At 71.5% G+C, this 11,656-nt stretch carries 10 protein-coding genes; 5 read left to right on the top strand and 5 right to left on the bottom strand.

Features of this window, described 5'->3' with window-relative positions; all coding sequences use genetic code 11:
* Positions 1-23 precede the first annotated feature (23 nt).
* From CTJ15_RS00490 to CTJ15_RS00475, 4 genes are all read right to left on the bottom strand, one after another.
* Positions 24-1,241: a GNAT family N-acetyltransferase gene (locus tag CTJ15_RS00490; protein WP_083755340.1), complete on the bottom strand. Its 1,218-nt coding sequence runs from the start codon at positions 1,239-1,241 to the stop codon at positions 24-26.
* Positions 1,231-2,109: a carboxylesterase gene (locus tag CTJ15_RS00485; protein WP_019462089.1), complete on the bottom strand. Its 879-nt coding sequence runs from the start codon at positions 2,107-2,109 to the stop codon at positions 1,231-1,233. Before CTJ15_RS00485 ends, CTJ15_RS00490 begins: the two co-directional genes overlap by 11 nt.
* Positions 2,106-2,822 carry a hypothetical protein gene (locus CTJ15_RS00480; RefSeq protein WP_099780836.1) on the bottom strand — a complete coding sequence of 239 codons (717 nt, stop codon included), beginning with the start codon at positions 2,820-2,822 and terminating at the stop codon, positions 2,106-2,108. Before CTJ15_RS00480 ends, CTJ15_RS00485 begins: the two co-directional genes overlap by 4 nt.
* Positions 2,823-3,143: 321 nt before the next feature.
* On the bottom strand, positions 3,144-3,872 hold the full coding sequence (locus tag CTJ15_RS00475) for an HAD-IB family phosphatase (protein ID WP_058389470.1): 729 nt from the start codon (positions 3,870-3,872) through the stop codon (positions 3,144-3,146).
* A 395-nt stretch (positions 3,873-4,267) separates the two neighbouring features.
* On the opposite strand from CTJ15_RS00475, the gene CTJ15_RS00470 reads away from it, so the two are divergent.
* The 4 genes from CTJ15_RS00470 to CTJ15_RS00455 all read left to right on the top strand — a co-directional run bounded on the left by CTJ15_RS00470 (position 4,268) and on the right by CTJ15_RS00455 (position 7,759).
* The gene (locus tag CTJ15_RS00470; RefSeq protein ID WP_075821779.1) at positions 4,268-5,611 is read left to right on the top strand and encodes an aspartate aminotransferase family protein; all 1,344 of its coding nucleotides are present in this window, start codon (positions 4,268-4,270) and stop codon (positions 5,609-5,611) included.
* Positions 5,612-5,694: 83 nt separating this feature from the next.
* Complete coding sequence (locus CTJ15_RS00465; protein WP_019462093.1) at positions 5,695-6,045, top strand: hypothetical protein; 351 nt, start codon at positions 5,695-5,697, stop codon at positions 6,043-6,045.
* A complete protein-coding gene (locus CTJ15_RS00460) occupies positions 6,045-6,509 on the top strand; it encodes a multidrug efflux SMR transporter (RefSeq protein ID WP_019462094.1) in 465 nt (154 codons plus the stop codon). Before CTJ15_RS00465 ends, CTJ15_RS00460 begins: the two co-directional genes overlap by 1 nt.
* 11 nt (positions 6,510-6,520) lie before the next feature.
* Positions 6,521-7,759, top strand: coding sequence for a DegT/DnrJ/EryC1/StrS family aminotransferase (locus CTJ15_RS00455; RefSeq protein WP_075821778.1), 1,239 nt, complete (start codon positions 6,521-6,523; stop codon positions 7,757-7,759).
* A 123-nt stretch (positions 7,760-7,882) separates the two neighbouring features.
* On the opposite strand, the gene CTJ15_RS00450 is transcribed toward CTJ15_RS00455, so the two are convergent.
* Positions 7,883-8,722 carry an undecaprenyl-diphosphate phosphatase gene (locus CTJ15_RS00450; protein WP_019462096.1) on the bottom strand — a complete coding sequence of 280 codons (840 nt, stop codon included), beginning with the start codon at positions 8,720-8,722 and terminating at the stop codon, positions 7,883-7,885.
* Positions 8,723-9,297: 575 nt separating this feature from the next.
* On the opposite strand from CTJ15_RS00450, the gene CTJ15_RS00445 reads away from it, so the two are divergent.
* A complete protein-coding gene (locus tag CTJ15_RS00445; protein ID WP_099780835.1) occupies positions 9,298-11,427 on the top strand; it encodes a sodium:proton antiporter in 2,130 nt (709 codons plus the stop codon).
* Positions 11,428-11,656: the final 229 nt, after the last annotated feature.

Below are 11,656 nucleotides of genomic sequence, written 5' to 3'. Positions count from 1 at the left end.
CGGGTTTCCGCACCGTCCGGGCATCACCCCCGGACAGCGGAACGCGCGCCCTGATCGCGTAGATCAGGGTCCCAGCGGTCGAAGGCCAGATAGGGTGCGGCGAGGCGGAGCGCACGGTTCAGTACGGGATTACGGTGTCGGGCGAAGATGGCGCAGGGCTCCAGACGGCTTCCGAAACGCAACTTGGAGGCATAGGCGGTCTGGCCGGATTGCAGCAGATGGCGTCCCGTTTCCAGGGCGAAGCGGACATTCTCCGCCCAGCTCACGGCATAGAGATTATGCTGCCGTGCCAGGGGGTAGGCCATGCCCAGGAACTTGTCGATGACGCGGTCCCTTTCCAGCAGCAGCAGGTTGAAGGCCGCCAGCTCCCCGCCCACCCAGTAGAGCACGAAGCGTGCCCGGCCCGGCAGGGCCTCGGCCACGGCGCGGAAATAGTCCCGGGGGAGTTCCTCGAAGGGCCCGTAATGCACGCCGCTCTGCCGCCGGGTGGATTCGTAGAGTGCCTCGATCGCTGCGGCGAGTTCCCCTGGATGCTCCCTGTGCTCGATGCGCACGGCCCCGGCGCTGCGCAGCTTCCGCCGCAGGTCCTTGCGCGTGCCAGCGGACAGGGAGGCGAGATAGGCCTCCATCCCGCCCGCTCCTGTGCCCAGATCCAGCACGGCGACCGGCAGGCTGGCGATGCGCTGGAACCCGGCGGGCTCCAGCACCGGCGCCAGCCGCGCGGCATCCCCGGCATCCAGGTCCTTGAAGGCCAGGAGCGGTGCGCGCGCCGCGCGGGCCTCCCCCTCCAGCGCCCCGAGCAGGGCCCGCAGCGCCGCGGCCTGCCCTTCCGCCGTCAGCCCGGGTCGCAGGGCGAGGTGGCAGCGCTCGGTGAAGGGGGAGCCGGCCGCGAGCAGCCTGAGCTGCGCCACGGGGCGGAGCAGCCGGGCCAGGCCGCGCCCCAGCCGCCCGGAGCCTTCCTGCAATGGGGTATCGAGGCGGTAGGACATGCGGAACAGCGGTACGGCCGCCACCAGCCCCTGTCCGTCATGGACAGCCGCCGCGCCGATCCGCAACTCCGGCAACGCCCCGGCCTCGCAGGCGGCATGGTAGGCCCAGCTCTCCGCCTCGCCGGGCAGGCAGGACTCCCAGGCCTCGCGCGGCAGGGCATGGATGCCGGGCAGGATTCTGGCCCGCAGACCGGCGCCCGGGTCATGGCCGAACCCCTCGGAACCGGGCAGCAGGCCCCCCTCAGACAGCATCGCACAGATGGGCCGCATCATTGTCCGAGACCACCTCCGGCTTCGCGGCAAGCGGGGCGAGTTCCCACCCACCGGCCTGACGGACGAAATCGGCCACGCGCCGGTTCACGATCTGGCGCTGCCGGTCCACCGTGATGATGTGGTAGCTGTCCTCCAGCACCAGCGTCTCCACCCGGCCGCCGAGATGGCGCTGGAAGTGGAAGGCGTTGCGAAGGCTCGCCACGTCGTCCTCGCGCGCATGGATCAGCAGCGTGTCCTGGCGGATCTCCGGCAAGGTGCCGCGCATGTCCGCGACCAGCCGCCACATCTCCCGGATCGCCAGGGCCGGCGTCGCCTCCAGTCCGGCATCGAGGTTGCCCGGCGTGTTCAAGGACTTCTGGACCCAGCGACGGATGCGGGGGTCCTTGATGCCGAAGGGCTCCTGCTCCCGGAAGCGATAGCGGCGGCCGAAGGGCAGATGCACCAGCCCGCGCAGGAGGAAGCTGAAGCGCGGCATCGCCCAGCCGTCGTAGCGGAGGGTCGGGGCCAGCAGGACCAGCCCCTGGACCCGTTCCGGCTCCTCGCGTGCCAGCCGGGCAGCCAGCACGGCCCCCATGGACAGGCCGCCGACAATCACCGTGTCGCAGCTTTCGCGCAACCGGGTCAGCGCGGCCTCGACGCTGTCGTACCAGTCGCGCCAGCCGGTCCTGGCCAGTTGCTCCTCCGTACCGCAATGGCCGGCAAGCTGGCAGCAGAGCACATGGGCGCCGGTCCCGTAGAGGCTCCGGCCGAGATGGGCCATCTCGGCCGGGGTTCCGCCCAGCCCATGGATCAGCAGCACGCCGGTCCTGGTCCGGCCCCGGAGGAAGCAACTGCGGTCGACGATCATGCGGAAGGGCCTTGGGCGGCAAGGAGCCGTTCGGAAGGAAGGGGGAGGGGAGGGGCCGTTCCCGGCAGGGCGCCGAAGCCCTCCAGGATACGGCGGTTGCTGCGGTCGTTGACGGCAAGCGCGGCCGCGGAAGGCTCCGGCACGGTGGCCCGGTCGGTGGCGGACAGCAGCCAGCGGAACGGGTCGCGGAAGCGCGGCGGCGAGTAGTCGCCGCAGACATCCATCCCCAGGATGCCGCGCCGGCGGCCGAGCCGCTGCACCGCGCCCAGGATCGCCGACAGCGCCATGCCGCCCTGCTCCCAGTTGGTCAGCGCCTCGTTGGGGCCGAGCACGTCCTTGTCCAGTGAAAACCAGAGTGGGCGGCCGGGCAGCCGCGCATCCAGCGCTTCCAGGAAGCCGTCCCAGGAGGCATCGGCCAGGGAATCCCAGGCGATGCGGCCACCGCCAGCGCGGCAGCCCGGCGCCTCGAAGGGGCGTCCCCAGTAGCGGCTTTCCATGCCGCGCCAGGCATGCACCTCCAGCCGCCCTTCGCGCAGGGCGCGGAGATTGGCACCCTTCCATTGCGGCCGGACCAGGTCCTCCCCGGCCGGACCGATGGTCACCACCTGTGCCACCTGCGGCAGTTCCAGCGCCCGGTTGATCCAGGCGCCGCAGTTCACCGTGGCCGGGAAGCGCACCCAGTCCGGGTGGTTGTCGAAATGCAGCAGCGTCACCTTCTCGCGCAGCCGGGCGAGGAAGAGCGTGGCGAGGTGATGGAAGTCGCCGGAGCCGTAGAAGGCGATGGTGCCGGGGACGTTCTCCGCCCCCGCCGCCTCGCGCAGCCTTTCCCGCAGCCGGGCCAGCGGCCGGCAGGCGGCGACGATGCGCAGCCGGGGTGCCAGGTCACGCGCCCCGATGCGGATCGCGCGCCCGTCGCGCAGCAGCCCGGCGAGGCCGGGCTGGCTCGTCAGGGAGGCACCAGATCCAGCACCAGCACGGGCGGGCGTGCCGCCCCTGTCCCGGAACAGGCGCGGCCAGGCCCGATCGACAGGGTCTCAGGCAAGGCTGCGCTCCCGCCAGCCGTGCGGGCCCTTCGCGGGGACAGCCAGCGGGGCATTCGGAGCACGGTGCGGGCGGCTCTCCAGCCAGGCCAGGAAGCGCGGAAGCAGCTCGGCGAAGTCGCGGAAGGGCTGGTGCGCAATGCCCTCGGCCTCGCAATGGGCGATCAGGCGGCTCTTGGCAAAGACGAACCCGGCCTCGCCCGCGGCGCAAAAATCGGAACGCCCATCGCCGATGAGCAGTCCCGGCAGGCCGGCCGGGCCGGTAAGGCGGGCGCATTTGCAATGGCCGGATGCAGCCCGGCATTCGGCGCGGGCATGGGGAAAGCGCAACGCCCAGTGTTCCGCGCCCACCCGCTCCAGCCGGTTGGCCAGCACCGGCAGCTCGCCCAGCCCGGCCTGGCGCAGCACGCCAGACACCACGCGGTCCAGCCCGTCGGAGAGGACCGTCACCGGCAGGCCCCGCGCCCGGCAGAAGGCCATGAAAGCCGGCACGCCGGGATCGATCCGCACCGAGGCGATGAAGCCGTCCAAAGCTTCCGGCGTCAGGCGCAGCAGCTCCACCTGCCGGCGCAGGCATTCGCGCGAGCCGATCGCGCCGCGCAGCCATTCGGCCTCGACATCCAGCCAGGCCGGGTCGGCGAAGCGTTCCAGCAGGAGGTCGGTCGTATCCTGGAGGGAGATCGTGCCGTCGAAGTCGATATAGACCTGGAACTCTGCGGACACCGTGCTGGCCTCATCAAGGGCGGGTGGTGTCGCTAGCGCAAGGCGCGTGCCATCGAGTGCCTGAAGGGGAAAACAGCCTCCAGCCTGGGGAAACCGACGGCAGAGGCCCCCGGACGAGCGGTTCCGGAGCTACAAATCTTGTAGCTATCCCCGGAATGCGGGGTCCGGCATCCGGTCAGCCGAGCCTGCCTGCCAAGCCGGGATATCGCCATGCCGCCCATAAAATCCCGCCGAATCAATTCATTGTTTCGTGATCCCTCATTCTCTCCCGTCTGCCATCACGGCTGGAACAGCACCTGCAATGGCCTGCCCACCCGGCCTGCCGGTCCCGTACCCCGATGGCGCGGCGACCCGGGGGGCGCGGCAGATCGGTATCCGCTGAGACACGAGACATCATGACCTTCAGCTACCAGAACCCGGACCGCAGCCGGACCAGCGCCGCCCTTTTCGCCAAGGCCAGCGAAGTGATCCCCGGCGGCGTCAACAGCACCGCCCGCGCCACTTGGTCGGGCTGGGACCCCTATCCGCTCTTCATCTCGCACGGCACCGGCGCGCGCCTGACCGATGTCGATGGCAACGAGTACATCGACTACCTGCTCGGCCTTGGCCCGATGCTGCTCGGCCACCGGCCGCCGCGCGTGACCCAGGCGGTGGTGGACTGCATCCAGGAACGCGGCACGGTCTTCGCCTTGCCGGCGGCGGAGGAGACCGATCTCGCGCGCAAGATCATCGCCGCCATTCCGAGCGTGGAGCAGGTCCGCCTCTGCAACACCGGGACCGAGGCCGTGCTCTACACCGTGCGTCTCGCCCGCGCCTTCACCGGCCGGCGCAAGGTGATCCGCTTCGAGGGCATGTATCACGGCTTCTCCGACGGCGTTTACTGGAGCAAGCACCCGGATCTGGGCCGTGCCGGCCCCGATGCCGCGCCGCGCCCGGTGCCGCAGGGCCCCGGCATGCCGGCGGGCATCGACCAGTCTCTGATCATCCTCCCCTGGAACGACATCGCCGCGCTGCGCGAGGCGCTGGAGCGCGAGGGCGACGACATCGCCGCCGTGCTGACCGAGCCGGTGATGTGCAACACCGGCTGCATCCTGCCGGAGCCCGGCTACCTGGAAGCGATGCGCGACCTGACGCGCAAGCACGGCGCGCTGCTGATCTTCGACGAGGTCATCACCGGCTTCCGCATCGGCCTCACCGGCGCGCAGGGGCATTACGGCGTCACGCCGGACCTATCGGTCTTCGCCAAGGGCCTCGGCGGCGGCTTCCCGGTCGCCGCCATGGGCGGCCGGCGCGACATCATGGCGCTGGTGGCCGAGGGCCGCGTCTCCATCGCCGGCACCTACAACGCCAATGCCATCGCCGTGGCGGCGGCGAACGCGGCGCTGGACGAACTGGCCCAGCCCGGCATGTACGAACGCCTCTACCGCGTCTCCGACCGTCTGCGCGAAGGGCTGCAGCGCCTGGTGCGCGACCTGCGCGCCCCGGCCCATGTCGTCGGCCTCGGCCCGGTCTTCCAGCTCTGGTTCTCGCGCGAGCCGATCCGCAACTACCGCGACGCGGCCCGCCATGCCGACCACGACGCCTTCCGCCACTGGTGGGAGGGGATGCTGGAGCGCGGCGTGCTGTTCCACCCGGGAGCCTACGAGAACCTCTTCGTCTCCTTCGCCCATACGGAGGACGACGTGGATCGCACGCTTGAGGCCGCCGAGGCCACGCTGCGCGAGATGCTGGTCGCCTGAGCGCTGCCCGCTTCCTGTGACGCCAGGGGCGGCGCACCGCCGCCCCTGGCATGGCGCGCCGCGCAGCCGGCACGGAGTTCCCCATGTCCGCGATGATCCTCACCTTCTGGATGCTCAACATCCTGCTCGACACCGGCGGGCAACTGGCCTTCAAGGCGGCCGCCCGCACCGGCGGCGACGGCATGGCACGCTGGCGGGCGATGGCGGCGCGGCCCTGGCTCTGGCTCGGCCTCGGCTGCTATGTGGCCGAGTTCGTGGTCTGGCTGGCCTTCCTGTCCCTGGTGCCGCTGTCGGACGGCGTGCTGCTGGGCTCGGTGAACATCATCGCCATCATGATCGCCGGGCGCTTCCTGTTCGGCGAGGCTCTGACCCGGCTGCGGGTGGCGGGCATCCTGCTCGTCGCCTTTGGGGTGGCGGTGGTGGGAATCGGCTGATGCGGCGCTTCTACCTGCTGGGCTTCCTGCTGCTGCTTTCCTTCGACGCGCTGGCGCAGATCAGCTTCAAGTATGCCGCCATGGGCGCGCTGCCGGTCACGGCCGACCTCGCCTGGCTGGGCCGGGTCCTGGCGCAGCCCTGGGTCTATGTCGCGCTGTGCGGCTATCTCGGCGCCTTCTTCACCTGGATGGCCCTGCTCCGGCACGCGCCGATCGGCCCCGCCTTCGCCGCCTCGCATCTGGAGGTGCTGGTGGTGATGGTGCTCGCCGTGCCGCTTTTCGGCGAGCACCTGGGCTGGGCGCAGATCCTGGGCGGCACGGCGATCCTGGCCGGGATCGTCTGCCTGGCCCTGAGCGAGACGGACGAACCGGAGGCCGGGGCGGCGGGCACCCACGCCGGGCCGGGGCCGCATCGGAACGGGATGCCATCGACAGCCCCGTCGCCCGGCGCCGTGCCGGGTTGATTCCCACCGCCATGGCTCCTTCCCGGCTTCCGCCGCGTTCCCCCTGGCGCGAACTGCCTCCGACCGCGGGTCTGCCGGTGCTCTGGCGCGACCTGCGCCCGGGCGGCGGTGCGGGAGGGATGGAAGCGGCGCTGGCGGATTTCCTTGGCCTGGAGGAGGTGTTGCTCACCTGTTCCGGCACCGCGGCGCTGATGGTGGCGCTACGCAGCCTGATGGCGCGGAGCAGCCGGCGGCGCGTGGCGGTGCCGGGCTTCACCTGCCCGCTGGTGGCCATCGCCATCCATGCGCTGGGTCTGGAGGTCTGCCCCTGTGACACGCTCCCCGGCACGGCGGAGTTGGACCCGGACAGCCTCGCGCCGCTCTGCGACGAAAGGCTGCTGGCGGTGCTGCCCACCCATCTCGCCGGCCGGGTGGCCGCGCTGGACGCTGTGCTGGCCCTGGCCGAGGGATGCGGCGCCTGGGTGATCGAGGATGCGGCCCAGGCGCTGGGAGCGCGGGCAGGGGGCGTGCCGGTCGGTCTGCGAGGGCATATCGGCTTCTTCAGCCTGGCGGTCGGCAAGGGCCTGACGCTCTATGAGGGCGGCGTGCTGGTCAGCCGCGATCCGATCCTGCGCCAGGGGCTGCGGGACAGCGCCGCCGCCATGCTGCGCCCCGACCGGTGGATGGAGGCACGGCGCGGCCTGGAACTGCTCGGCTACGGGCTGCTCTACAACCCGCTGGGCCTGACCATGGCCTATGGCCGTGGCCTGCGCCGCGCCCTGTGTGCCGGCGACACGGAAGCCGCGCTTGGCGACCGCTTTCCACTCGATGTGCCGCTGCACCGCGTGGGCTCCTGGCGGCAGGCGGTGGGGCGCCGTGCCCTGGCGCGCCTGCCTGACTTCCTGGAAGCGACCCGGCGGCAGGCGCAGGGCTTCGCCGCTCGCCTCGTCCCATGTTCCGGCCTGCGGGTGCTCGGCGACCGCCCGGGGGAGCGGGGCACCTGGCCCGTCCTGGTGCTGGTGTTCGACCGCGCCCGGGATGCCGAGGCCGCGCTGGCCCGGCTCTGGAGGGAAGGGCTGGGCGTCAGCCGGCTCTTCGCGCGCGCCCTGCCGGACTATGCCTATCTCGGCGGCATCGTCCCGGATCGCCCCTGTCCGCGGGCGCGCGACTTCGCGGCGCGTAGCCTCAGCATCGGCAACAGCCTCTTCCTGCGACCGGAGGAGCAGGAGCGGATCCTCTCGGTGCTGCGGGGCGGCGCGGGTTCCGCCTGACTCGCGAAGCCGTCCCGGATTTCGCCATGGGGCCGCGCGACAGCCACCTTGCCCCTGGCACCGGAGGAGGCCAGGGGTGACGCGCCCCGGCGGACGTTCCGCACGCCGCTTCCAGGCTGCCGTTCAGGCGAGGAGCAGCCAGGCCAGGCTGCCCAGCCCCGCGAGCAGGCAGTAGTAGGCAAAGGGGTTCAGGGCCCAGGCCTCGTGCTCGCGGAAGTAGCGCATCAGGAAGGCAGTGCTGAGCCAGGCGGTGACCCCCGCGACGGCAGCGGCCAGGACCGAGAGGCCGAAGGTGCCGGGCGGGATGGCCGCATGCAGCAGCTTCGGCACCTCCAGCACGGTCGCGCCCAGGATGATGGGCGTGGCGATCAGGAAGCTGAACCGCGCGGCGCCCTCGTGCCCGACACCGCGCAGCAGGCCGCCGACGATGGTGGCGCCACTGCGCGAGATGCCGGGGATCAGGGCTCCGCATTGCCAGATCCCCACCACCAGGGCGTCCATTGGCGTGAGCGAGGACATGGAGCGCGGCGCGGTGGCGCGCCCGCGCAGCCTTTCGCCGAACAGCAGCAGCAGCCCGTTGGCCGCGAGAAAGGCCGCGGCTGCCACGGGGGAGCCGAACAGGCCCCGCAGCGAATGCTCCAGCACGAAGCCGACGATCACCGCGGGAATGGTCGCGATGACGATGAGCAGGAGCAGGCGCCGGTTCTCCCGGACCTTGCCAGCCTGTCCCGCCCCCAGCACGCCCCGGATCAGGGCCAGCCAATCGCGCCAGAAGTAGAGCAGCAGCGCCAGGGCGGTGCCGACATGCAGCATGACCAGGAAGGGCAGGAATTCCGGCGCGCGCTGGTCCAGGTTCCAGCGCAGCAGGGCCGGGAGAAGGACGGCATGGCCGAGGCTGCTGACGGGAAACAACTCCGTCGCGCCTTGCAGGATCGCGATCAGAATGGCCTGGAGGGTTGTCAAGAAAAGCTGCTCCTGCTGTCCGGCACCCGGGCCGGCCGGGGATGGAGTTGGCCCGGGTGCGGGTGTTGGTGTGAGGCCGGAAGGGCAGGGGGCCGGATGAAGCCAGGCCTGGCACGGGCCGGTCCAGGAGTGATCCCGGACCCGGTGGAACGGGCGCGTGGCATGACCGCACCGGGGCACATGCCGTCGGAGCCGTGGCCTGCCCCGAAGGACACGCCATCGCTCCGCGGCGACGGGTGCCGCGCGCTTCAGTCAGGTTCCGCGGTCCGCCTCCCGCTCCTGTGGCAGAGCGCGGCCGTGACGCCCGCGTCGGAGGTGGAACGGAACATCGTCGACGCCTCTGCGGCCCGGAAGGACCCGCACCATGGGGGCGGCGACATTGCCACCTCCTCGCCGGGTGATGTGCTTTTCCCAATAAAGCGTGAGCGGGGCCCGGCGGCGGCGCTTCCGCATGGCCGCAACGCCTGCCGGTACTGGCGGCCGTGGTGCCGCTTCCCAGGCGCGGGCCCGGCTGATAGGCCAGGGCTGGTGCCCCGGTTCGGGTGGTGCCGCCGCTTCCTGCCAGGACCCCTCCCGTGAGTCTCATCGCGACGATTCTCTCCCTGGGCAGCGGCCTCCTGGCGGTGATCGTCCTGGTGCAGGTCATGGCGGCCCGCACGGGCCTGCCGGACGCCACGGTCCTGTCGCTGGCCGGCATCGCGCTGGGCAGCCTGCTTCCCTTCGCCGCGGCCATTCTGCCGGGGCCGGTGCAGGATGGCCTGTCGCTGCTGTTCAGCCCCAGCCTGCCGGCCGAGGCCTATCTCTGGGTCTTCCTGCCGCCGCTCCTGTTCCAGTCGGCGCTGTCCATCGAGTTCCGCGAGATGCTGCCGGACCTGGGGCCGATCCTGCTCCTGGCCGTGGTGGCCGTCTTCGTGGCCACGGCCGTCATCGGCTTCGCCATGGCGGCGGTCACGGCGCAGGGGCTGACGGTCTGTCTGCTGCTCGGCGCGATCATCGCCACCACCGACCCCGCCGCCGTCATCGCCGTGTTCCGGGAGGTCGGGGCGCCGGGGCGGCTCATGCGCCTGGTCTCCGGGGAAAGCCTGCTCAACGACGCTGCCGCCATCGCCATCATGAGCGTCCTGCTGGCGATGCTGAGCGGCGATGCGGCCGCGGCCTCGCCCATCGCCGGATTGCGGGAACTGGCCGTATCCCTGGGGGGCGGGGCCGTCTTCGGCATCGTCGCCGGCCGGATCACCGCGGCGCTGCTCCCCGCCCTCGGCGGGCTCGCCCTGGCGGAGGCGGCCCTCACCCTGGCGCTGCCCTATCCGCTCTACCTGCTGGCCGACCAGGGGATCGGGGTTTCCGGGGTCGTGGCCGTCGTCGCGGCGGGCCTGGTGATCAACGCGCTGGGCCGCACGCGGCTTTCGCCCCGGAACTGGACGCATCTCCAGCTCATCTGGGAACAGCTCGCCATGCTGGCCGGGGCGATGATCTTCCTGCTGGCCACGCTGCAGGCCCGCCACCTGCTCGGCGGGATGGAGCTGCACGACCTGCTGCTGCTTCTTGTCCTCGTCGTGGCGGCCCTCGGCGCGCGGCTGCTGGTGCTCTTCGGCCTGCTGCCGCTGCTGGGCTGGCTGCGGCTCGGCGCGCCGGTGAGCACGGCCTACAAGCTGGTGATCGCCTGGGGCGGCCTGCGCGGGGCAGTGACGGTGGTGCTGGCGCTGGGCCTGGCGGAGAACCCCGTCCTGCCACCGGAACAGCGGCTCTTCGTCGCCCGCTTCGCCACCGCCTTCGTGCTCTTCAGCCTGCTGGTGAACGGCACCACGCTGCGCTGGGTGATCCGTATGCTGGGCATCGACCGCCTTTCGCCGCAGAACCAGGCCCTGCAGTGGCAGGCGGTGCATCTGGCGACGACCGAGGTGCTGGGACGGATGGCCGAGACCGCCAGGACCTTCCATCTGCCGGAGGAGATCGCCCGACAGGCGGCGGCGGAATACCGCACCGGCATGGAAGCCGGGCTGGCGCAGGAGGATTTCGACCTGGCCCTGCCCGAGCGGGACCGCCTGATCATCGGGCTGGTCACGCTGGCCACGCGCGAGCGCAGCCTGATCCCGCTGTTCAGCAGCGGCGTCATCTCCATCCGCAACCTCGATACCATGATGCGCAACACCGGCGACATGATCGATGCCGCGCGCCGGGAGGGCCGCCTGGGCTACAACCGCGCCGCGCAGAGGATCCTGCAATCGGGCTGGACCATGCCGGTCCTGGAATGGCTCGACCGGCGCCTCGGCCTCCGCCGCCCGCTGGAGAATGCGCTCTCCGACCGCTTCGAGCTCCTACTCTGCCGGCGCGCGGTCCTGGAGCAGCTCCGCCGCTACAACCAGGCCTCCATCGGCCCGCTGCTGAGCGGCCGCATGACCGTGCTGCTGGACAGCGTCCTGGTGGGCCGGATCGAGCGCCTGGACCAGGCCGTGGACCAGATGCGTGCCCGCTTTCCCGACATCACCGCGACGCTGGAGAAGCGGCTGCTGCTTCTGCAAGGGTTGCGCGACGGGGCCAGGGTGATCGACCGCATACGGGACGAGAGCCTGATCTCGCCGGAAGTCGCGGACCGGATCCAGCGCACCATGCGTGCCTCCTGGCGCATCGCGCTGACCCGGCCGCCGCATCGCCGCGACGGCCGGGAAAGCCGGCAGGACGAGGCGCCGAAGGCCGCGCCCTGACCGCGGCGGATGGCCGGCGCGGCCGAATTCGAGTTCCGGGGCCGCGGGACAGCGGGAGGCGGTGGGAGCGGAGATGGAGAGGATCGGTCCCCGGGGTTGCATTCCGGGCCGTCTGGAACGACGTCCCCGCGCCTTGCCCCCTCCGCCCATCCTGTGGCCATGTCGGCCGGATACCTCCCCCTTTCCCGAACACGGATCGCAGCGAGCACCATGACTGGACCGAGACCCC

It is taken from the genome of Roseomonas sp. FDAARGOS_362, assembly GCF_002754815.1.
Classification (GTDB): domain Bacteria; phylum Pseudomonadota; class Alphaproteobacteria; order Acetobacterales; family Acetobacteraceae; genus Roseomonas; species Roseomonas mucosa.
The sequence above is the reverse complement of the archived record's forward strand: the minus strand, read 5'-3'. Positions and strand labels throughout refer to the sequence as shown.

What these genes read in the sequence shown, in the direction of transcription:
- CTJ15_RS00490 (WP_083755340.1), bottom strand. Translation starts at nt 1,241, where the DNA reads ATGCTGTCTGAGGGGGGCCTGCTGCCCGGTTCCGAGGGGTTCGGCCAT.
- CTJ15_RS00485 (WP_019462089.1), bottom strand. Translation starts at nt 2,109, where the DNA reads ATGATCGTCGACCGCAGTTGCTTCCTCCGGGGCCGGACCAGGACCGGC.
- CTJ15_RS00470 (WP_075821779.1), top strand. Translation starts at nt 4,268, where the DNA reads ATGACCTTCAGCTACCAGAACCCGGACCGCAGCCGGACCAGCGCCGCC.
- CTJ15_RS00465 (WP_019462093.1), top strand. Translation starts at nt 5,695, where the DNA reads ATGTCCGCGATGATCCTCACCTTCTGGATGCTCAACATCCTGCTCGAC.
- CTJ15_RS00460 (WP_019462094.1), top strand. Translation starts at nt 6,045, where the DNA reads ATGCGGCGCTTCTACCTGCTGGGCTTCCTGCTGCTGCTTTCCTTCGAC.
- CTJ15_RS00455 (WP_075821778.1), top strand. Translation starts at nt 6,521, where the DNA reads ATGGCTCCTTCCCGGCTTCCGCCGCGTTCCCCCTGGCGCGAACTGCCT.